We start from the raw sequence: 19,139 nt of genomic DNA, 5'->3' as shown, positions 1-19,139 counted from the left end.
TCCCGCGTCAAAGCGCCTGTTAACCCAGCAGCAGATAGAAATCCCGGCCACAAAGGGTGACAAAATCCAGGGTGCGCATGCGGCCATCCCGGCTATGGGCACGTATAGACGCCTCGTTATCCTCGGCGATCAGTGCCAGCCAAGGCGCACTGATGTTGGCTCTGGCGGCGCCATAAAGCTTATCAAACACGCCCTTGCCACGATAATCAGGATGCACCCAAACCGGACCGTAGTGCAAAGTCTGCTGCCAATTCAATTCCAGGTCAAAGCGATTCTGAGCCAGTTGCCGACAGAGGGCCTGACACAAAGGCGAATGCTTAAGTTTATCCCAACTGCCGGTTATCAGATAACCGGCTACCTTAGTCGCGTCCAACGCCAACCACACCAGGCCGGAAGCCACCAGAGGCTCAAGCTCCTTGGCAGAAAAGCCCTGCCCTTGCATGCCTTGAGTGCGCTCTCTGGCACTCAATTCATCCTGGCCGAAGCGCTGCTCCAGACTGGCAATCGTCTCAATATCGGCCGCCTCGGCCTGGCGGTATTGCATGGTTTGCGGCATTAAAAAGACTCAGCAAGAAAAGAAGCCGCATTATAGCCAAAGCAGGTTTAAGCCGCACTCGATTTGCGAAATTCCTATACTGCTTCCACACTTAAAGTTGAACTTAAGCCACATCACTCAGGAAGAGACATGCTCCCGGATACCATAGACCCAGGCAAGAGCCTATTGGAAAATGAAAGCCACAGACTCAACCTTATTCGCTGGATGCATCAATGTGAGCTAATGAAACGTTACTACCAGGCCGACAAAGTCTTTGTGCTGCAAAAGACAGAACAGGGATTTGAAGTCATTGTCAGCGCCGCCGATGCCAGCCACAGGTTCCCACCCGGTAAGGTATTCTCTGCAGACGAAAGTGTATTCCTGCGTATGGTCGATAGCCCACCCGAGGGCGTTAATCTGGATCTCACCCGCTCCACCTATAATGACAATCCAAAAGAGTTCAGCAATGTCCTTGGGATTCTATCCCGGCCCGTGCTCTGGCCCGATGGCTCGGTGTTCGGTTGCCTGTGTGTCATCAATGCCCATGCCAACGAGCAGCAACACATAAGCCCTTATATGCTGGAACCGTTTCAAATTCTGCTGCAGCAAGACTTGGCGCTCCTATGCCAAAGCCATAGAATCGAATCGCTATCCATGCGAGACCGGGAAACAGGCATACTCAACCGTTATGGTTTCATTATGATGGCGCCAAGACAGCTCAATCTCGGTCGCCGCTTCGGTGCTCATTCAGGCATTATTTTTTTCGAGTTGATACCCGGGGCGAATATGGATGCCGAAACGCTGGCACGTCATCATAAGGAACTCGGTAACCTGATCCTCAGTACCATAAGAACCGCGGATATTGCCGCCCACTACAACGACAGCCAATATGTCCTACTGGTGTTTGTCGATCTGGAGCGGGATCTGGAACATATCATCAAGCGCCTTGAGCGGCAGATGAACCAGTTTTCGGCTCCATTGCAGTTGGACTCCAGCAGTTGCTTTTTCAGCCCGGACTCAGCAGCCAAGTTGGCCCCCATGCTGGAAAGTGCCAGAGCAGGGCTCAAGTCATCCAAACAGAAGAAAGAAGCAGAAAAGCCTTGATTCAAAGCACAGAACAAGCATTAAAAAGACTCAGATCCAATAACTGATTATTTGCATTTTATTAACGCAAACGGTTAGGTATCCTGAGGCAATCCCTGCCATCAAAAATACGATAACTATATGCATGCGCAACTGACGGAAAAAACCAGCAGCTTAAGAGACCACCCCAACGACCCTTTGAAGCTTAGCCATTGGCAAAACCGTTTAGCCACTGTCAGAGAAATATTTCACGCCCAAACTGTGCTGTTACTACAGCATATGCCAGACACCAAGCTACAGGTCCTGAGCCACAGTTCGGTGGCTGAAATCCCAACTGAATTTGAAGATATTGCCTCTATACTGCAACACTTTGCAGCTCACCCGGCCGAGACCATCAAGTACCCACTTCATTGGTCCGATGGCAAGCTGTTTGGCGAATTACTGATCCTAAATGGCAAACCCAAGGTAGCGATAGAGCAGTTGCAGTCTTTGCTCGAGCCTATGCTTGAGCTACTCAAGAGTGAGCTTGGACAGTTGCAACTGATGGAACAGATGGCGTCTCTGTCTTTACAAGATGAACTCACAGGTATGCTCAATCCCAGGGGCTTTAATCTGCTGGCATCAAGGCAGCTGAGTCTTAGTCGCCGTTTGGGCTCCCATGCCGGACTTTTACTGTTGGAAGGCAAGGAACTTAACTCAAACCGTATTGCCGGGCTGCAACAAGATAAGGCCCTGAAAATACTGGCAAGGGTGATACTGGAGAACATGCGTGAAGCAGATATCTGCACCAGGTTGAATAAGAGCCAATTCATTATCCTGGCATTTGTAGACAACCAAGCGCATTTGGATATTCTCACCAGCCGCTTAAAAAAACGAGTTAGTCGCAGCGATTGCGGCCTACAACTGCTGGTTGGGAAAAGCTTCTTTGCACCTGACTCCCACTTCGAACTTTCACCTATGTTGGAACTGGCAAAGCAAGATCTACTGCAATATAAGGCCTCAAGTTAATCCGGGAAAGCCGCTTGCGCCATGGCCGTTCATGCTAATTTTGAACTTAAGCGTTTATTGCGTTTTTTGATCCTGTGCCTTGGCCCATTGGATAAAGATAACCACAGGATATGGCGACATAAATACCAACCCCAAGCCTATCAGCGAGGCAATAATCAACATTCCGCTGACCTCAAGTGCCATAGTAGTCAACATATAAAGCCCAACACCGACAAGCAGCATTAACACTCCGATCCAATGTAACAACTTTAGAAGGCCTATCACTGAGTTAGCATTGGATATCACCCTTCTCCCCCTTTTTAATCCGCGTTATTCTTGTCACACTATAAAGGCTTTATAGACTAATGGAAAAATGACCATGATTAAGAAAACTCTCGTAGCTGCTGCGCTGCTATTTGGTCTGGCTGCCTGCCAAACCACCCCGGATACCCAAGGTCAGTTTCTGCCACTGGAAGGCAGCTGGCAAGTAGAAAGCATTATGGGACAACCGACTATAGATTACAGTCCCGCCCAGTTGGTTTTTACCAAGGACGGCAAATTGTCCGGTAACAACAGCTGCAATAACTTCTTCGGCACCTATTCCCAGGAAGGCCTGAAGTTAAAACTCTCACCCGCCGGCAGTACAATGAAAGCTTGTGTCGATGCACTGATGGCCCAAGAACAACTGGTGATGCAGGCCATGCCTCAGGTGACCCAAGGTGAAATGAGCAATGGCAAGCTCTTGCTCAAGGGTGTTGACGGCCAGGTTCTGCTGCAACTCAGCAGCCTCTGATTTTTCCCTTCAGTCATAAAAAAACCGCCTTCAGGCGGTTTTTTCATTTATGTAACTCATATCAATTACGGCCATGCTCTATAGTGTCAACGGCATTCTGTTCAGCTATCAGAGCACTCTGCTGCATATCGGCATTGTAGTGTTCAATATCCAGTTCATTTTCCGACTTGGCAATCACTGTGGTAGCCACCAAGTCGCCGGAGACGTTAACCACAGTGCGGGCCATATCCAGAATACGGTCGATACCGGCAATAATCGCCACCCCTTCCAGCGGCAAACCTACTGTGGTCAGCACCAGCGTCAACATCACCAAACCGGCGCCGGGCACCCCCGCAGTACCTATAGAAGCCAGCGTCGCAGTCAGAATAATGGTGATGTAGTCCACCCAGGTGAGGTCTATGCCAAAGGCCTGAGCCACAAACAGCGCGGTCACCCCTTGGTAGAGTGCGGTGCCATCCATGTTGATAGTGGTACCCAGCGGCAGCACAAAACTGGAAATCTTCTTGTTCACCCCCAGGTACTCACTGGCACACTTCATACTGGCCGGCAAGCTCCCCGCCGAGCTTGACGTGGTGAAGGCGACGGCCATCGCATTGCTTATCCCCTTAAAGAAATGCAATGGATTGAGACGGGCAAAGACACTCAAGACCAAGCTGTAGAAACCGACAATATGCAGGAAACAGCCGATATAAACGGCAACAATCACCTTAATGAGCGGCAACAACATCTCCATACCGTATTCACCAGCCACCCAAGCCATCAAGCCAAACACCCCATAAGGCGCCAGACTCATCACCATATCGGTCAGCTTGTACATAGCTTCTGCCAGACTCTCGAATACCCGAATCGCAGGCTTGCCATGTTCCCCTATCAACACCAGGGCGATCCCCAGTGCCACGGCGAATACGATCACCTGCAGTATCTGCCCTTCGGCCAAAGCCGATACTGGATTGGTAGGCACTATGTTGATCAGGGTTTCCATCAAAGAGGGAGCCTGGGCAACCTTTTCGGTACCGATTTCAGGTGTCATGCTCAAGCCGGATCCCGGACGTATGACAGAACCGACAATCAACCCCAAACTGATGGCAATGGAAGTGGTACCCAGATAGAAAGCAAAGGATTTAAAACCTATCCGCCCCATCTTGGCGGTATCCTGCATTGAGGTCACCCCCACTATCAGCGAGCAGAACACCAATGGCACTATCAGCATCTTGATAGTGTTGACGAACAAAGTCCCTATCGGCTTGAGATAGATGGCGTCTTTACCCAGCATCAGTCCTGTACTCATCCCCAGAACCATACCTATCAGTATCTTCAGCCACAAAGGCAGCCCCGACCAGCGTGACCACAGACGGCCGATGCGTGAAGGTTCGTGTTTTGACATGTGTAAACCTTGATATTTGAAAAAGAGAGGGGCCATTTCCTTGGCAGATGGCCAAGATCAGACATCAAGGCCGGTGCGCGAGTTTAGCACAATGCCCCTGTCGCAAGGATGATCTGTATCACGCTGCCCGGCTCCTGGGTGGAGTTACCATGAGCTGAGGCTGGATAATCCGGGTAAAACTTGAAGTGACACTTTTGATCCAGTCCCCTTTGCGCCTACACCTAACTGCTGATAAATTGTGCCCCGCACACGCAAACCCTACGGGCGCAAAAGCAAACAGAACTCAAAGGAATAATTATGCTTATAAGAAAAGGTACCCCAAGAGACGCCGAGGCCCTGGTGGCCTTCAACCAGGCGATGGCACAGGAAACCGAAGGACTGTCACTGAACAGCGACACCCTGAGCCGCGGCGTCAGCACTCTATTGGAAAACCCCGCCAAAGGTTTTTATCTGGTGGCGGAGATAGATGGAGAGATTGCAGGCTCCTTGATGGTTACCTATGAATGGAGCGACTGGCGCGCCGCCGACTACTTCTGGATCCAGAGTGTCTATATCAAACCTGAACACAGACGCAAAGGCATATATCGCGCCCTGTATCAGGAGGTCAAGGCACTGGCAGAGCACCAAGGCGGCGCCGCAAGCTTCAGGCTCTATGTGGAGCAGGAAAACACCCGCGCCCAGCAAACATACCAATCACTGGGCATGAGTCAGAGCCACTACTTGATGTATGAAGAAAAGCCCGCCTGAGTTCAGGCGCAGATACTGGTGACCTTAATAGCCAGGCCACCCTGGCTGGTTTCCCGGTACTTGGCGCTCATATCCTTGCCGGTTTCATACATGGTGGCTATCACCTTATCCAGGCTGACTCTGGGCTCACAGTTCCTGCGCAGTGCCATTCGGGCCGAGTTAACCGCCTTCACGGCGGCAATGGCGTTACGCTCAATACAGGGCACCTGAACCTGCCCGGCGACAGGATCGCAAGTAAGCCCCAGATTGTGCTCCATGCCGATTTCGGCCGCCATACACACCTGGGCCGGGCTGGCCCCCATCAGCTCGGCCAAACCGGCCGCCGCCATGGAGCAGGCAACCCCGACCTCCCCCTGACACCCTACTTCGGCGCCCGAGATAGAGGCATTGCGTTTGTAAAGTCCACCTATGGCCGCGGCCGTGAGCAAAAAGCGACTGTACTCTTTCTGCCCCAAAGGACGAATAAATTTGTCGAAGTAAGCCATCACGGCTGGAATAATCCCGGCCGCACCATTAGTCGGCGAAGTCACTACCCGGCCACCGGCCGCATTTTCTTCACTGACCGCCAGGGCAAACAGGTTCACCCAATCGACTATGACCATAGGATCGCTGGAAAGGCGCTCCCCGGTTTGCAATTGCCGCAACAGTGCCGGTGCCCGCCTTGGCACTCTCAATGGCCCGGCCAGAATCCCTTCGGTATGACATCCCTTGTCGATGGCTTGCTTCATTGTGTGCCAGATATTGCCAAGACCACGGTAGATGCGCTCCTCCGGAGCCAACGCCTTTTCATTGGCCAGCATCAAGGCACTGATACTCATGCCATGTTCACGGCACAGTGCCAGCAACTCTTCGGCATTGGTAAAGGGATAAGGTAAGCTCCGCTCACTCACAACTTGTTTGCCAAAGTCGGCCTCTTCCACCACAAAACCACCGCCGATGGAATAGTAGGTCTTGCTGCTCAATACCAGCTCACCGGCCCAGGCGGTGAGCCGCATGGCATTTTCATGCAGCGGCAGGGCCTCACTGTGAAACTTTACAGCATCGGCCGGAAAGGCCACCTTGTGCCCGTGTCCGAGCACGAGTTCACCACAAGCCTGCACCTGTTGGATAAATGTCGGAATCGCATCTATGTCCACAGTCTCCGGACTATTGCCCGCCAACCCCATGATGATGGCGATATCTGTATGGTGGCCCTTGCCGGTCAGCGACAGTGAACCATAGACATCGACACTTACCCGGGTCAGGCGACTCAAACGTCCGTCAAGATGCAGCTGCTCGACAAAATCCCGCGCCGCCTTCATAGGGCCTACGGTATGGGAACTGGAAGGACCCACACCTATCTTGAAAATATCAAAGGTACTGAACATGCTCCCCCCAGTAACTTAGCCTTGGAAGAAGGAGTAAAAAATGGCGGTCATGGACATCAAACCGGCCACTATCACAAAGATGTTGCTCAAGCGACCGCGATAGGCCTTGAGTGCCGGTACTTTGTAAACGGCATACATAGGCATCAGATAGAGAATGGCCGCAATCACTGGGCCGCCCAAAGCTTCAATCATCGTCAGGATACTGGGATTGGCAATCGCCGCGCCCCAAACGGTCAGGAACATAAACAGCTGAATACCGCGATTCAGCCCCTTGTCGCTGCAACGCTCTCGAACAAACGGCAACTGTTTGGAGGCAATTCCCTTCAATCCTTCAGTGGCTCCCAGATAGTGGCCGAAGAAAGAGGATACTATGGCCACAAAGGCAACAACCGGCCCCACATAACTGATAAATGCACTGTCATGGATATTGGCCAGGTAAGACAAAATCGGCAGGTTGGATGCCTTGGCTTGTGCCAGTTGTGCCGGACTCATGGCCAGAACACAGGAAAACACAAACAACATCACAAACCCCAGCAGCATCATGGCGGTATTACGCAAGATCATATCGGCCTTCTTGGCCGCATTGGCGCCATGTTCCCGCTTTAGCGATACCGCAAACTGGGAAATAGCCGGAGAATGGTTAAAAGAGAAGATCAACACAGGGATGGTGACCCAAACAATACCGAGAAACTCTCCGGCCGATGGAACCTGCATCAAAGCATCCATCTTCCAATCGGGAATGAGATAGAGCGACATAAACAGCAAGATGCCGACCAGAGGATAGACCAGGAACTGGGTCACTTTGAGCATCAACCGCTCACCGGCTACCATCACAGCCATCATACCGGCAATCAAAGCCCCGGACAGTAGCCAACGCGGTAAAGATGCCATCCCCAATTGATGCACCATAAAACTGTCAACCGTATTGGTGATACTCACGCCATAGATCAACACTATCGGATAGATGGCCAAAAAATAGAGCCAGGTAATGGCGCGACCGGCACCAACACCGAAGTACTCCTCGACCACTTGAGTGATATCACTGCCTTCAATCTTCGAGGCACAGACAAAGCGAGACAAGCCCCGGTGAGACAGATAAGTCATGGGACCTATCAAGATGGTCAGCAACAACAGCGGCCAAAAACCACCGAGACCGGCATTCATAGGCAAAAACAGGATCCCGGCACCCACTGCAGTGCCAAACAGACTCAACATCCAAGTAGTGTCCTGGGCCGTCCAGGATAGTGAGCCAGACACTTGTCCCTTTTCCGGGGCCGTGGGGGTCAGTACAGCGTCTTGAACCTGCGTACCTGTGATCTCTTGTTGCATAAGGATTACCTTAACTTCGGCTGAAATTGGCGGCAAGCATAGCCAATCGCCCGGCAAAGAAATTGATCTGAACCGCCATTCACGGCACTGAATTTGGGCTCTGAGTCATAACTGGGATCCAGATCTGCCTTTTGCTGTAATAAAATTTCAATTAGGCAACAAATTAATTCCACCCTGCAAAGCCGCGGAAACAAAGGTGCTACCTTGAATGCCAGCCGGTAAAGCATCAAGTTTGCGGAGAAAAAAGACAACAGAGATCACCAGCACGTTCGTGAGAAAAATATGACATAACTCAGCAAGGCCGAATTAAAACCCGACAGCGATCACCATCTAAATTGTAATTTTATTAACAAACCGGCAGCAGGCAAAAAAATGCCGCTCATCGAGATGAGCGGCATTGAAGCAGAATGAATAGTGCTTAACGCTCGAGCGTCAGTTCTATCTTGGATACGGTTGCCGCATCAATATCCGCTTCTTTGAACAGCAAGGGGCGGAAACGTTTCTCACTGGAGTAGAGCGCGGTCTGATCGGCAAATTCGGGACGCAGAATATTGCTGGTCTCTGAGTAGGTCAGTATCCCTCTCGCCTCCGGGCCCTCATCGGTAAAGCTCACCGCCATCATCCAACTGGAGCCATAACGAATCTGATAGCCTTTGGCGCTCAGACCTGAATCCAGCGCTTTGCCGCTCAGTACATCGGTTGCCGGAGCGTAAGAGTGCTGTGGGATCAGAGTGTCGTCACCACTGGTTCTGGTGGAAAATACGTTGAAACCACCCTCGGCATGATGACTACCGGGCCAGGGCAAACGCACGCCACTGGCGCTGCCATCCGGCAATGAACGCTCGACAAACTGCACACTGCCAAGAGGCGCATCGACGGCAAAACCGGCCGCTTCCAGGTTGAGCGCGGCATGCGCCAGCGCGGTGAGCGCCGAACCGTCAGAACTCAGCCCTGTGGGAGTGGTCGCCGGCTGCAGATAATCAAAGCCTTGGGTCAACATGGTTTTGTCATTGAACAGATGGGCGAACTCCCGAAGCAAAGCACCGCCTTTACTGTCGTTGTCCTGATGACCATTCCAGGCCTTGAGCGCCGCGCAGGCAGCGCTGATATCCTTGGCAAGGGTACCGACCATTACAGGTTCACTGCCCTTGGCTTCACACTGGGCAATCAGATCATCCAAAACCATTTCGGCCAGATAGCTGCGGTTGTTGAGCACTGCCGCCTCCAATTCATCCAGGTTGAACTTACCATCACTACCGGCGGCATCACCAAGCAGCTTGAGTCCCATGCGGGTTCTCATGCTCAGTTGACCACGCTCCGGGCCATACATGGGAGAAAAATACTCCAGCGGCTCGGCCGGGTTGGTAGACCAGAAGGAGTTATTGGAGTTTTGCACAAAATCTGTGCGTTCCAACTTGGGTGCCCGCTCGAAAGGCGTGGGGCCAGCGAAAGCGAACAGTGAGGTATTGCCCGGCAATATGGTAAAGCCCGCCTGCGCCTTGGCCGCCTTGATCTCAGGGGAAGTCTTCAGCAATACCACAGCCGCCTCGGATAATCCCGGCACGGTAGAGTCATCGATATAGAAGGCGTTGCCTTCCCTGTCGGCATACATGGTGTTATTGAAGATCATGCCGTCATAGTCTTTAAATGCCTGCACAAACTCCTGTTTGTTGGCAGCCATATTCATCGCCAGCCAGTGATCCACGGGATCCAGGGTCGCCATGTTGGCATCCTGCAACATAAAGGCCTGACCATCATCCCAGCCAAAAGGTGCCTGGGTCGCAGGCGCTTCGACTATAGGTCCTTTGGGAGTGGTATAGATATCTTTTTCGGCTACCAGCATACCCGCCGGACCGGCATTGACCAGCACCTGCACGGTTTCCTTGCTGATAGGCATAGGCTCACCGTCAAACAGATACTGCATCCGGTCGCCGGAAACCAGCTCCAGGTTATAGACCACAAAATGTTCGGCGGTGGAGAAGGTATGAGTCCAGGCGAGATCTTTGTTGAAACCAATATTGATTGGGCCCGGCATGCCGACCAGCGAGCCGCCCATCACATCCAGGTGTCCGGGAATGGTGGCATGGGACTGCCAGAATCTCAGGTTACCCGTATGCGGGAAGTGCGGGTTCCCCAGCACCATGCCCTTGCCGTTTTCCGTCTTGTCTTTGCCAAGGCCCCAACCGTTGGAGCCCAGTTCACCCGGGTTGGTCTCCGGGGTTGAAATATTGGCGGCTCTGGCAATCAGCTTGCTGTTGATGTCATTGACAAAAGCTGTCTGGGCGGCAGAGGCCGGAGCCGGGCCGACTATTCGCGGCAAATATTCATCACCATCCCCCGGATTGGCGTAAAAGATCAGATCCAGGAAGTTGGCCGCCCCCGGCAACAGGGCGATTGAAAACAGGTAGGTCACCACATCTTCAGCTTCAATAGGTTTGACCCAGGGCTGCCCGGCACAGAAGGGCTCGGCCTGTTGCTTGCCTTCGGCCACATCGCTCAAATACCGGTTATAGCCGGCGACAAACCCGCTGATCAGAGCCCGGGAGTTTTCGCTGAATTCAGGCCATTTGGCCTCGGCCTGAGCTCTGACCTTGAGCGCCTTGTAGGCAAAGTCGGAGATCAGGTTACCATTGTCTTCCCGGGCCGGGATCCCTGTGGTGAAGTCCAGGCTGGCATGGGGGCCGAAATACATGGAACGCTCTGAGTTGGCCTTAACAAAACCATCGGCCAGGATGCACAGATTGTCCTGCGCCTGCACATAGCCGTTACCGAATCCCAGGCTTTCCAAATTGTCGGCTTGAATATGAGGCACACCGAAACTGGTGCGACGCACGCTGACCGAGAGCTTACCATCCGGTGCAAATGCCTGCAGTGTGTTGTCGACCGGAGGCGGGTTATGATCATTATCGTCATCCGAACAGCCAACGAGTACCAGGGTGCCTGCCAGCCCCATGGCGTACATGAGTTTGTTGAATTTCATTATAATTATCTCTTTTTTAATGCCATTTATCCGACAAGGCCCAGCCCCTTGAACAATACAACTCCCCAAAGTCATGCGGGTTTGTCGTGGCGCCTATGTCGTGTCCCTCGGTGCACCTTGCGTTGTGATTTATGGCGCGTCACAATGACGCCCAATTCAAGGTCGCACCTCCGACCATTTAAACAATGATTCAAACACCCGTCTACATTAAAGATCTATCAAACAAACAAATATGAAACAAAAACAGTTACAGATAGTGGTGGGTTCTACCAACCCGGTGAAAATCAAAGCCGCCGAGAATGCGGTTCGCGCCCTGCATCCCGACGCCGAGATCCACTGCCACGCCATGAAGGCGCCATCCGGTGTCGCGGAGCAACCCATGACAGATGCCGATACCCGCCAGGGAGCCATCAACAGGGTGGAATGGTGCAAGGCGAATGCAGATGCCGATTACTATCTGGCAATGGAAGGTGGGGTGGATGATTTCCCCCAGGGGCCAGCCACCTTTGCCTATGTGGTTATAGCCACCAAAGAACGCCTCTGCGTCGGCCGCAGTGCTCACCTGCCCCTGCCGCCCAAGGTTTATGCCGCGCTCAAGGCCGGTGAAGAACTGGGAGATGTGATGGATTCGCTGTTCAATACCATCAATGTCAAACAGGCAGGTGGCGCCATAGGGCTCTTGACCCAGGGGCATGCTACTCGCGAGAGTATTTATCACTCGGCCTTGCTGCTCGCATCGGCGCCACTGCGTTACCCGGAGCTTTACTGATACCAGCAACCGCTGTTATTAATAACGGCGGTGTTGTTGACCGCCCCACTTCAATCTTTCCCAAGCGACCTGTGTAAATGCGGGACGATGACCAAACCCAGCTGTTGCAAATAGATACAGACTGAGCTAAGTTGAATTCAGAATTAGTTGCTTTACGCAACCATTTTATCATTTGCGAGGTAATTCCTTAGATGTCCCTCAGTACAAAACCGTTAAGTTTGGGCTCATCCAAGCCTGATGTTAAAGAGCCGAGCTCTCACCAGGAACCATCTCAGGATGAACTGGCCCAGGTCAGTCCTGTACTCAGACAACTGTCACGTCACTTGGTACGGCAACTGGGTATGTTGTCCGGCGCCTGTGGGCAACTGCCACTGACCCCGGTGCAGGCACACACACTGCTGGAGCTGGGACAGCAAGATCTCAGTATCAAGGAGCTGGGAAACCTGCTCAATATCGATAAATCCAATGCCAGTCGTGCCGTCAGTCATCTGGTCAAGAAACAACTCGTGCAAACCAAGGCTAATCCCAGGGACAATCGCTGTCTGCAGGTCAGCCTGACTCCGGCCGGGCATAGGATGCTGCAACAATTGGATAACCAACAGGATAACCAATTTGCTGACATTCTTGCCCAGCTGGCACCAAGCGAGGTGACCCAACTAGAAGCCAGCCTGCGCTGCTACAATAAGGCGATTACCAAGGCCAAGAGTCAACAAGGGGTAATAATCCGGCCACTGCAGGCGGCAGACGATGCCGAGTTAGCCGCCGTGATACGCGCAGTATCGGCCGAATATGGCCTGACACCCGATAAGGGTTATAGTGTAGCCGACCCGACCCTGGATCACCTGAGTCGCCAATATACTCAGCCAGGAAGCCAATATTGGATAATTGAAAAACAGCAGCAACTGCTCGGCGGTGCCGGTATCGCCCCCTTACCCGGCGAAGATGGCGTGTGTGAGTTGCAGAAAATGTACTTTATGCCCGCACTACGAGGCCTGGGGCTCTCCCGCCGTTTGGCACTGCAATGTCTCAGCTTTGCCCGCGAGCAGGGATATAAGGCCTGCTATCTGGAAACTACCCAACTGTTGCCACAAGCGCTCGGCCTCTACGCCAGCCTGGGCTTTACCACCTTACCCAAGCCCCTTGGCAATACCGGCCACAGCGCCTGCGAAATCCCTATGTTGTTGACACTTTAGCGGATTCAGCTGCCTAAGCGCTCTTTAATGGCCAGGGTAATAATGCTGGCGCCAAAACCATTGGCGTCGGCCCAGTCGACTATGGTCTTGCCGTCAGCTTCCACCACTTCCAATTCGGTTTTTGACAAGCGCTTGGCGATAAACTCGCCGGTATCTTCGGCGTTGCTGTGATAGGCAGTGCGCAGCAGGCTTTCGCCGTCACAGGAAAGTCCTGAATAGATATTACGCAGCTTCACTCGATTTTCTTTCAATTTCTTACGCAGGCGATTTTTGTCGTTGGACTTGACGTAATCACAGATACTGGCAGCCAACAGATCTTCGGCTTTAGCAGTTGAAGGGGATGACACTGAAGATACAGCAATCAGTGCAGCAATGGCCACGGGCAACAGACGCATCTGACACTCCTTTTTGTAATTGTTATTAAAACCAAGAGTCCCCGGCAGACTTGTCTGCCGGGGACTCTTGGGCATAAGGATCGCTTCGTGGCCGGTGCCACTCACGTTTCAGGGTTCAAAAGTCTGCTCAAATTTAACATTTTCTAATCATATTAATAAAGCGAAAACCCAATCCATTTACACCGCGACCACTTTCCTCGTAAACTTGCTGCCAGCTGCCATCGTTCCATTCAGGAAAGCGAGTGTCCCCTTCCACTTGCAAGTCTATCTCTGTCAGATACAGCTTATCGGCCTGAGGCAAAATTTCCCGGTAGAGCTGGCCGCCACCTATCACCACCAGTTCTTCGCAGTTTCCTGCCGCTTCCACAGCCTCTTTGAAGGAAGAAACCCGGGTCACACCTTCCGGTGCATAATCGCTCTGGCGGCTGATCACTATATTGTGGCGCCCGGGCAGAGGACGACCTATAGATTCAAAGGTCTTACGTCCCATCACCACCGGCTTTCCCAGAGTCATCTGCTTAAAATGGCGCAGATCTTCCGGCAGGTGCCAGGGCATTTGGTTATCTTTGCCTATGACTCTGTCATGGGCCATGGCGGCAATCATGGCGATGCGCATATACGCTCCTTGTTATTATTGGATTAAATCACCGGGCGAGTACGGAAATACAGCAGGCTGGGCATGGCCAGACCGACAGATAAAGCCCCGAGAATGAACACGGTTTTCAGGCCATTGGTAACCACCTGCTCCCATAGCTCGGTACTGAGTTGTGACTGAGCGGTCAATTGCACCAAGGCAATCACAGTGTTGTAGGCATAGGAACCCGGGATCATAGGGATAATTGCCGCCACGGCATACAACAGCGGCGGTGCCAGATGACGCTTGGCAAAGGCGATGGTTACCATGCCTATGATGCCGGCAGCGGCAAAGGTGGCCCACTCTATCGGCAAGCCAAACTGCAACATCAAGGTCCGAGAGCTGTGGCCTATGGCCCCGGCCAGGGCACAATAAAGCAGATAACGCCTGGGAACATTAAACAGCATGGCAAAGCCCATGGCGGGAATCGCCGAGAAAAAGGCGTCATTCAGCAGTAACAACAGAGTGTCCATCACAGGAAGATACCCCCAAGCTGCATAGCGATGGTAATACCTATCACTGAGGAAACTGTCATCAGGGTCGCCTGCCCCCAGCGGGAGATCCCTACATTCATATGGCCTTTAACCATATCCGATATCGAGTTGATCATCGGAAAGCCGGGAACCAGCATCAGCACAGAGGCCGCCATCGTCAGCTCAGGGGTTTGGGTCACAGGATAGAGATACCCCAGTTGAGCCACCAAGCTGGTGACAAAGGCGGTCACGGCAAAATTCACCAACACATTGAAGTGACGTTGCGCCATAGCCAGGCGCACAAACATGCCGATCACAGAGGCAAAGAAGGTGATAAAGCATGCGGCCAGATCGCCACCGAAAAGATGACAAAAACTGCCGCAGGAAAGACCTATCATTGGGATAAGCAGCCACTTGGGATAGGTTTTGGGTTGCAGTCTGGCAAGGCGTTTGCGGACTTCATTGGGGCCATAGAGGCCTTTTTCGGCCAGCAGGCAAATACGCTGCAGCTCGCACACCACTGTCATATTGATGCCGTGCTCGCGAATGCGCCGGGTAGTGGTAATACAACGACCGGAAACCAAGCTGGTGAGCACCAGTGAATTGGATGAGATGGATAGCTCGACACTGGCCAAGCCAAGTGCCCGGCCAAGACGCTGACTGATCTCTTCAACCAGTTCAGATTCAGCGCCATAGGCCAGCAATAGCTGAGCAACCCGGACAACCTGCCGGGTGATATCGTTTTGGGTATCAGCGTACACAGGTGTTCAGACTCGCTCAGATATTATCTTTGGTAAATAACCTCAACATCGTAATCATCGTCGTCGAAGTCATCGTCGAACTCATCATCATAGTCTTCGTTGAGGTCTTCCAGGCTATCCTGGTGGTAGTTATCCCACTTGAACTCGACATCGGCGTCAGGATCTTGCTGTTGCTCTTCCGCCGGTAGACTACTGATAAAGTCATAGAGCTTTTCAGCCAGTTCCTTGGTGCCTTCACGGGTATAAGCCGAGATGGTGTAAACATCCCCTTCCCAGCCCATCTCCTTGACTATGCTGTCGACTCTTTCCTGAAGCTCTTCTTCCAGCAGCAGATCTGTCTTGTTGAACACCAGCCAACGTGGCTTGGAAGCCAGCTTGGGCGAGTATTTCTCAAGCTCAGCGACAATCGCCTTGGCCGCTTCTGCAGGACTTGAACCATCAATAGGCTCAATATCCAGGATATGCAGCAATACACGACAACGCTCAAGGTGTTTGAGGAAGCGAATACCTAAACCGGCACCTTCGGCAGCACCTTCAATCAACCCTGGAATATCCGCCACCACAAAGCTCTGCCCTGGGCGAGGATTTACCACACCGAGATTAGGCACCAGGGTGGTAAAGGGATAATCGGCTACTTTCGGTGTCGCGCGGGAAACCGCCCGAATAAAGGTCGACTTACCGGCATTTGGCATGCCAAGCAAACCCACATCCGCCAGTAGCATCAGCTCAAGGCGCAAGCTGCGCACTTCACCGGGAGTCCCCAAGGTCTTTTGTCTGGGGGCGCGGTTAACACTGCTCTTGAAACGAGTATTGCCAAGACCGTGGAAACCACCTTTGGCCACCAACAGCTTCTGACCATGCTGGGTCAGATCACCGAGCACCTCATCGGTTTCTTCATCAACCGCCCGGGTTCCCACTGGCACCTTAAGCACCAAGTCCTGACCACCTTTACCGGTACAGTCGCGGCCTCGGCCGTTTTCACCGCGCTCAGCCATATGGAAACGCTCAAAACGGTAGTCAATCAGGGTGTTGAGGTTTTCGTCCGCTTGCAGATAAACGCTGCCGCCGTCGCCACCATCGCCACCGTCTGGACCACCATCCGGCACGTACTTTTCACGTCTGAAGCTGACGCAGCCACTGCCACCATCTCCAGCTTCAACTCTGATCACTGCCTCATCGACAAACTTCATACATACTCCTGGCACCACGGAATGAGGCAATTATACTGCCTAACCCTGCAAGGCGCCAAAAAACAGAAACTATGGCTCTCGCCCAAAACAAAAGCCCCACCAATGGCGGGGCTCAAAGCAATTCTGGTTTGAAGATTAATCTTCGATGCTAACGAACTTACGGTTGTTAGGACCTTTAACTTCAAACTTAACTTTGCCGTCAGTCAGGGCAAACAGAGTATGGTCACGACCGATACCTACGTTAACACCTGCGTGGAACTTAGTACCACGTTGACGAACAATGATGTTACCAGCCAGAACTGATTCGCCGCCGAAGCGCTTTACACCAAGACGTTTGCTTTCTGAATCGCGGCCGTTACGAGTAGAACCGCCAGCTTTTTTGTGTGCCATGAGTCAGACTCCTATTAAGCGTTGATAGCAGTGATTTTAACTTCAGTGAACCACTGACGGTGGCCCATTTTCTTCTCGTGGTGCTTACGACGGTTGAACTTTTGGATAGTTACCTTTTCACCACGGCCATGACTAACAACTGTAGCCACAACTTTACCGCCTGCTACCAGAGGGGTACCCACCTGGACGTTTTCACCATCAGCGATCAGCAGAACTTGATCGAATTCGATAGTTTCACCAGTGGCAACTTCAATTTTTTCCAAACGAACAGTATGGCCTTCAGCAACACGGTGTTGCTTACCACCACTTTGAAAAACAGCGTACATAGCTATTTTACTCCGAAATTCTTAACACGCCGGCTCATCTCTATGAGGCTGGGTGCTACAAAAACTTTAATGACAATGGGCGCGGAGTTTACGCGAATAATCCCTTACAGGCAAGCCCTAATTGAAGCTCAAGAAAAAAAGACCGGATTAACTCGCACATTGCTCCCTCTGCTACTGTCTTGTTCATTAATTTTAGGTAAACTTCGGTCTATTACAATACTTAAGCTTATCGGGAGCTGCCGATTCGGCGTTCCTTCATACCTAGAGTCTACTATGGATTTAACTGCTATCCGTCAGCTGGCTGACGCCGACATGCAAGCCGTCAATCAACTGATCTACAAACAACTCGAATCTGATGTTGCCCTGATCAATCAATTGGGGTTCTACATCATCAACGGTGGCGGCAAACGTATGCGGCCGTTACTGTCGATTCTGGCAGCAAGATCACTCGACTATAGTGGTGAAGCACACCTGAAGCTGGCCGCTATCATAGAGTTTATTCATACCGCTTCACTGCTCCACGACGATGTGGTGGATGAATCCACTCTGCGCCGTGGACGGGAGACAGCCAATGCCCTGTTTGGCAACAGCGCCAGCGTGCTGGTCGGCGACTTTCTTTATACCCGCTCTTTCCAGATGATGACAGAGTTGGAGTCGATGAAAGTACTGCAGGTTCTGGCCAACACCACCAACGTACTGGCCGAGGGTGAAGTGCTGCAGTTGATGAACTGCAACGATCCGGATACCACTGAAGCCAGCTATATGCGGGTTATTTATTGCAAGACCGCCAAACTGTTTGAAGCTGCAACCCGTCTGGCCGGTGTGCTGGCCGGTTGCGACAGCGAAATGGAAACGGCGCTGGCCGACTACGGCAAATACCTGGGCACCGCCTTCCAGTTGACTGATGACCTGCTGGACTACACAGCGGACGCAGAAGAACTGGGCAAGAACATAGGTGACGACCTCGCCGAAGGTAAACCCACTTTGCCGCTGATCTACGCCATCGCCCACGGTACAGAGCCACAGCGACAGATGATCCGCCAGGCGATTGAACAAGGTGATGGCACTGAGCATATCGAAGAGATCATCAATGCACTCAACACCTGTGGCGCACTGGAATATACCCAGCAAAGGGCCTATGAAGAAGCCGATAAGGCCGTAGCGGCCCTTTCGGTACTGCCAGAGTCCGACTACAAGCTGGCGCTGGTAAGCCTGGCTAAAATCGCCGTAGCCCGCAGTCACTGATAGACTAAAGACGACGATTTAAAGTCCATCAGTTAAATTTGTCGTTTAGCCCAAGTAAAAAAAAGGAGCGCTCAAAGCGTAATGCCGATCAGTTAAGACAGATCGCTTGACGATCTCACTGAAAGGATCAAAATCCGATGACCTCATGTCATCGGATTTTTTTATGCAACTTTCAGAAGCTTTGGCGCGTACTCATATCAATCGTCTTACCGAATTCACCTGTCTGGCCGATGTGCTTGAGCCTGAGTTAATTCAGTCGTGCCTTGATTCACATGGTGTTGCCAGTTTAAGGCGNCGTAAGTTACCTATGGATGCCATGATTTGGGCGGTGATTGGTATGGCTCTATTCAGAGGCGAGTCCGTCCGCTCTCTCATCAATAAGCTTGATATCGTCTTACCTCAAGAGGTGGATTACGTTGCGCGCAGTGCTGTCACTCAAGCGCGCAAGCGGCTGGGCTCTGACGTTGTTCAGGATGTGTTTAAGCGAAGTGCCAAGACCTGGCATGAGAGAGCTGAGCATCCGCATTGGTGTGGGCTCAACCTCTATGGGGTCGATGG

General features: G+C 52.2%; 21 protein-coding genes. 8 read left to right on the top strand and 13 right to left on the bottom strand.

What is annotated here, in order from left to right:
- Positions 1-19: 19 nt before the first annotated feature.
- Complete coding sequence (locus ACMHXH_RS17680) at positions 20-556, bottom strand: GNAT family N-acetyltransferase (RefSeq protein WP_143078352.1); 537 nt, start codon at positions 554-556, stop codon at positions 20-22.
- Positions 557-685: 129 nt separating this feature from the next.
- Between ACMHXH_RS17680 and ACMHXH_RS17675 the strand changes: the two genes are divergently transcribed.
- Positions 686-1,639, top strand: a complete 954-nt coding sequence (locus ACMHXH_RS17675; protein WP_039033063.1) for a GGDEF domain-containing protein — start codon at positions 686-688, stop codon at positions 1,637-1,639.
- Between the two features lie 120 nt (positions 1,640-1,759).
- Positions 1,760-2,626 carry a diguanylate cyclase domain-containing protein gene (locus tag ACMHXH_RS17670; RefSeq protein ID WP_071475764.1) on the top strand — a complete coding sequence of 289 codons (867 nt, stop codon included), beginning with the start codon at positions 1,760-1,762 and terminating at the stop codon, positions 2,624-2,626.
- A gap of 54 nt (positions 2,627-2,680) precedes the next feature.
- On the opposite strand, the gene ACMHXH_RS17665 is transcribed toward ACMHXH_RS17670, so the two are convergent.
- Entirely contained in the window at positions 2,681-2,848 is a 168-nt protein-coding gene (locus ACMHXH_RS17665; RefSeq protein ID WP_226684119.1) for a hypothetical protein, read from the bottom strand.
- Between the two features lie 136 nt (positions 2,849-2,984).
- Here ACMHXH_RS17665 and ACMHXH_RS17660 point away from each other — a divergent pair, with 136 nt between their 5' ends.
- Complete coding sequence (locus ACMHXH_RS17660) at positions 2,985-3,398, top strand: META domain-containing protein (RefSeq protein WP_039033061.1); 414 nt, start codon at positions 2,985-2,987, stop codon at positions 3,396-3,398.
- 61 nt (positions 3,399-3,459) lie between these two features.
- On the opposite strand, the gene ACMHXH_RS17655 is transcribed toward ACMHXH_RS17660, so the two are convergent.
- A complete protein-coding gene (locus ACMHXH_RS17655; RefSeq protein WP_039033182.1) occupies positions 3,460-4,782 on the bottom strand; it encodes a dicarboxylate/amino acid:cation symporter in 1,323 nt (440 codons plus the stop codon).
- 297 nt (positions 4,783-5,079) lie between these two features.
- On the opposite strand from ACMHXH_RS17655, the gene ACMHXH_RS17650 reads away from it, so the two are divergent.
- The gene (locus tag ACMHXH_RS17650) at positions 5,080-5,529 is read left to right on the top strand and encodes a GNAT family N-acetyltransferase (RefSeq protein WP_039033060.1); all 450 of its coding nucleotides are present in this window, start codon (positions 5,080-5,082) and stop codon (positions 5,527-5,529) included.
- Positions 5,530-5,531: 2 nt separating this feature from the next.
- Here ACMHXH_RS17650 and ACMHXH_RS17645 read toward each other — a convergent pair whose 3' ends face one another.
- From ACMHXH_RS17645 to ACMHXH_RS17635, 3 genes are all read right to left on the bottom strand, one after another.
- Positions 5,532-6,896: an L-serine ammonia-lyase gene (locus tag ACMHXH_RS17645; RefSeq protein WP_144361595.1), complete on the bottom strand. Its 1,365-nt coding sequence runs from the start codon at positions 6,894-6,896 to the stop codon at positions 5,532-5,534.
- Positions 6,897-6,911: 15 nt separating this feature from the next.
- Positions 6,912-8,225 carry an aromatic amino acid transport family protein gene (locus ACMHXH_RS17640; RefSeq protein ID WP_071475762.1) on the bottom strand — a complete coding sequence of 438 codons (1,314 nt, stop codon included), beginning with the start codon at positions 8,223-8,225 and terminating at the stop codon, positions 6,912-6,914.
- A 418-nt stretch (positions 8,226-8,643) separates the two neighbouring features.
- A complete protein-coding gene (locus ACMHXH_RS17635) occupies positions 8,644-11,205 on the bottom strand; it encodes an acylase (protein WP_071475761.1) in 2,562 nt (853 codons plus the stop codon).
- 232 nt (positions 11,206-11,437) lie between these two features.
- On the opposite strand from ACMHXH_RS17635, the gene yjjX reads away from it, so the two are divergent.
- Both yjjX and ACMHXH_RS17625 read left to right on the top strand, forming a co-directional pair.
- Positions 11,438-11,974, top strand: a complete 537-nt coding sequence (gene yjjX, locus ACMHXH_RS17630; protein WP_071475760.1) for an inosine/xanthosine triphosphatase — start codon at positions 11,438-11,440, stop codon at positions 11,972-11,974.
- Positions 11,975-12,165: 191 nt separating this feature from the next.
- Positions 12,166-13,167 (top strand): bifunctional helix-turn-helix transcriptional regulator/GNAT family N-acetyltransferase, encoded by a 1,002-nt coding sequence (locus ACMHXH_RS17625; protein ID WP_083399750.1) that lies wholly within the window; start codon positions 12,166-12,168, stop codon positions 13,165-13,167.
- A gap of 5 nt (positions 13,168-13,172) precedes the next feature.
- Here the strand turns inward: ACMHXH_RS17625 and ACMHXH_RS17620 are convergent, their stop codons facing one another.
- From ACMHXH_RS17620 to rplU, 7 genes are all read right to left on the bottom strand, one after another.
- Positions 13,173-13,562 (bottom strand): DUF3718 domain-containing protein, encoded by a 390-nt coding sequence (locus ACMHXH_RS17620; RefSeq protein WP_039033055.1) that lies wholly within the window; start codon positions 13,560-13,562, stop codon positions 13,173-13,175.
- Between the two features lie 133 nt (positions 13,563-13,695).
- Positions 13,696-14,178 (bottom strand): type 3 dihydrofolate reductase, encoded by a 483-nt coding sequence (gene folA, locus ACMHXH_RS17615; RefSeq protein ID WP_039033054.1) that lies wholly within the window; start codon positions 14,176-14,178, stop codon positions 13,696-13,698.
- A gap of 23 nt (positions 14,179-14,201) precedes the next feature.
- Positions 14,202-14,669, bottom strand: a complete 468-nt coding sequence (locus ACMHXH_RS17610) for a threonine/serine exporter family protein (protein WP_174840187.1) — start codon at positions 14,667-14,669, stop codon at positions 14,202-14,204.
- Positions 14,669-15,430 carry a threonine/serine exporter family protein gene (locus ACMHXH_RS17605; RefSeq protein WP_039033053.1) on the bottom strand — a complete coding sequence of 254 codons (762 nt, stop codon included), beginning with the start codon at positions 15,428-15,430 and terminating at the stop codon, positions 14,669-14,671. Before ACMHXH_RS17605 ends, ACMHXH_RS17610 begins: the two co-directional genes overlap by 1 nt.
- Positions 15,431-15,453: 23 nt before the next feature.
- Complete coding sequence (gene cgtA, locus ACMHXH_RS17600; protein WP_071475759.1) at positions 15,454-16,620, bottom strand: Obg family GTPase CgtA; 1,167 nt, start codon at positions 16,618-16,620, stop codon at positions 15,454-15,456.
- Positions 16,621-16,755: 135 nt separating this feature from the next.
- The gene (gene rpmA / locus ACMHXH_RS17595) at positions 16,756-17,010 is read right to left on the bottom strand and encodes a 50S ribosomal protein L27 (RefSeq protein WP_011760936.1); all 255 of its coding nucleotides are present in this window, start codon (positions 17,008-17,010) and stop codon (positions 16,756-16,758) included.
- A gap of 14 nt (positions 17,011-17,024) precedes the next feature.
- The gene (rplU, locus tag ACMHXH_RS17590; protein ID WP_025012063.1) at positions 17,025-17,336 is read right to left on the bottom strand and encodes a 50S ribosomal protein L21; all 312 of its coding nucleotides are present in this window, start codon (positions 17,334-17,336) and stop codon (positions 17,025-17,027) included.
- Positions 17,337-17,609: 273 nt separating this feature from the next.
- Between rplU and ispB the strand changes: the two genes are divergently transcribed.
- Together ispB and ACMHXH_RS17580 are read left to right on the top strand one after the other, a co-directional pair.
- Complete coding sequence (gene ispB / locus ACMHXH_RS17585; protein ID WP_039033051.1) at positions 17,610-18,581, top strand: octaprenyl diphosphate synthase; 972 nt, start codon at positions 17,610-17,612, stop codon at positions 18,579-18,581.
- Positions 18,582-18,726: 145 nt separating this feature from the next.
- The coding region (locus ACMHXH_RS17580) for a transposase domain-containing protein (RefSeq protein WP_413738410.1) at positions 18,727-19,139 on the top strand (413 nt) is incomplete at its 3' end.

It is taken from the genome of Shewanella sp. BJSY2023SW001, assembly GCF_047314685.1.
Lineage (GTDB): Bacteria > Pseudomonadota > Gammaproteobacteria > Enterobacterales > Shewanellaceae > Shewanella > Shewanella indica.
Note: the sequence above shows the minus strand (reverse complement) of the source record. Positions and strands in the feature narration are given on the sequence as shown.

Bases quoted from the DNA above. Each gene is read 5' to 3' on its own strand.
- ACMHXH_RS17680 (WP_143078352.1), bottom strand. From the start codon at position 556: ATGCCGCAAACCATGCAATACCGCCAGGCCGAGGCGGCCGATATTGAG.
- ACMHXH_RS17675 (WP_039033063.1), top strand. From the start codon at position 686: ATGCTCCCGGATACCATAGACCCAGGCAAGAGCCTATTGGAAAATGAA.
- ACMHXH_RS17670 (WP_071475764.1), top strand. From the start codon at position 1,760: ATGCATGCGCAACTGACGGAAAAAACCAGCAGCTTAAGAGACCACCCC.
- ACMHXH_RS17665 (WP_226684119.1), bottom strand. From the start codon at position 2,848: ATGCTGCTTGTCGGTGTTGGGCTTTATATGTTGACTACTATGGCACTT.
- ACMHXH_RS17660 (WP_039033061.1), top strand. From the start codon at position 2,985: ATGATTAAGAAAACTCTCGTAGCTGCTGCGCTGCTATTTGGTCTGGCT.
- ACMHXH_RS17655 (WP_039033182.1), bottom strand. From the start codon at position 4,782: ATGTCAAAACACGAACCTTCACGCATCGGCCGTCTGTGGTCACGCTGG.
- ACMHXH_RS17650 (WP_039033060.1), top strand. From the start codon at position 5,080: ATGCTTATAAGAAAAGGTACCCCAAGAGACGCCGAGGCCCTGGTGGCC.
- ACMHXH_RS17645 (WP_144361595.1), bottom strand. From the start codon at position 6,896: ATGTTCAGTACCTTTGATATTTTCAAGATAGGTGTGGGTCCTTCCAGT.
- ACMHXH_RS17640 (WP_071475762.1), bottom strand. From the start codon at position 8,225: ATGCAACAAGAGATCACAGGTACGCAGGTTCAAGACGCTGTACTGACC.
- ACMHXH_RS17635 (WP_071475761.1), bottom strand. From the start codon at position 11,205: ATGAAATTCAACAAACTCATGTACGCCATGGGGCTGGCAGGCACCCTG.
- yjjX (WP_071475760.1), top strand. From the start codon at position 11,438: ATGAAACAAAAACAGTTACAGATAGTGGTGGGTTCTACCAACCCGGTG.
- ACMHXH_RS17625 (WP_083399750.1), top strand. From the start codon at position 12,166: ATGTCCCTCAGTACAAAACCGTTAAGTTTGGGCTCATCCAAGCCTGAT.
- ACMHXH_RS17620 (WP_039033055.1), bottom strand. From the start codon at position 13,562: ATGCGTCTGTTGCCCGTGGCCATTGCTGCACTGATTGCTGTATCTTCA.
- folA (WP_039033054.1), bottom strand. From the start codon at position 14,178: ATGCGCATCGCCATGATTGCCGCCATGGCCCATGACAGAGTCATAGGC.
- ACMHXH_RS17610 (WP_174840187.1), bottom strand. From the start codon at position 14,669: ATGGACACTCTGTTGTTACTGCTGAATGACGCCTTTTTCTCGGCGATT.
- cgtA (WP_071475759.1), bottom strand. From the start codon at position 16,620: ATGAAGTTTGTCGATGAGGCAGTGATCAGAGTTGAAGCTGGAGATGGT.
- rpmA (WP_011760936.1), bottom strand. From the start codon at position 17,010: ATGGCACACAAAAAAGCTGGCGGTTCTACTCGTAACGGCCGCGATTCA.
- rplU (WP_025012063.1), bottom strand. From the start codon at position 17,336: ATGTACGCTGTTTTTCAAAGTGGTGGTAAGCAACACCGTGTTGCTGAA.
- ispB (WP_039033051.1), top strand. From the start codon at position 17,610: ATGGATTTAACTGCTATCCGTCAGCTGGCTGACGCCGACATGCAAGCC.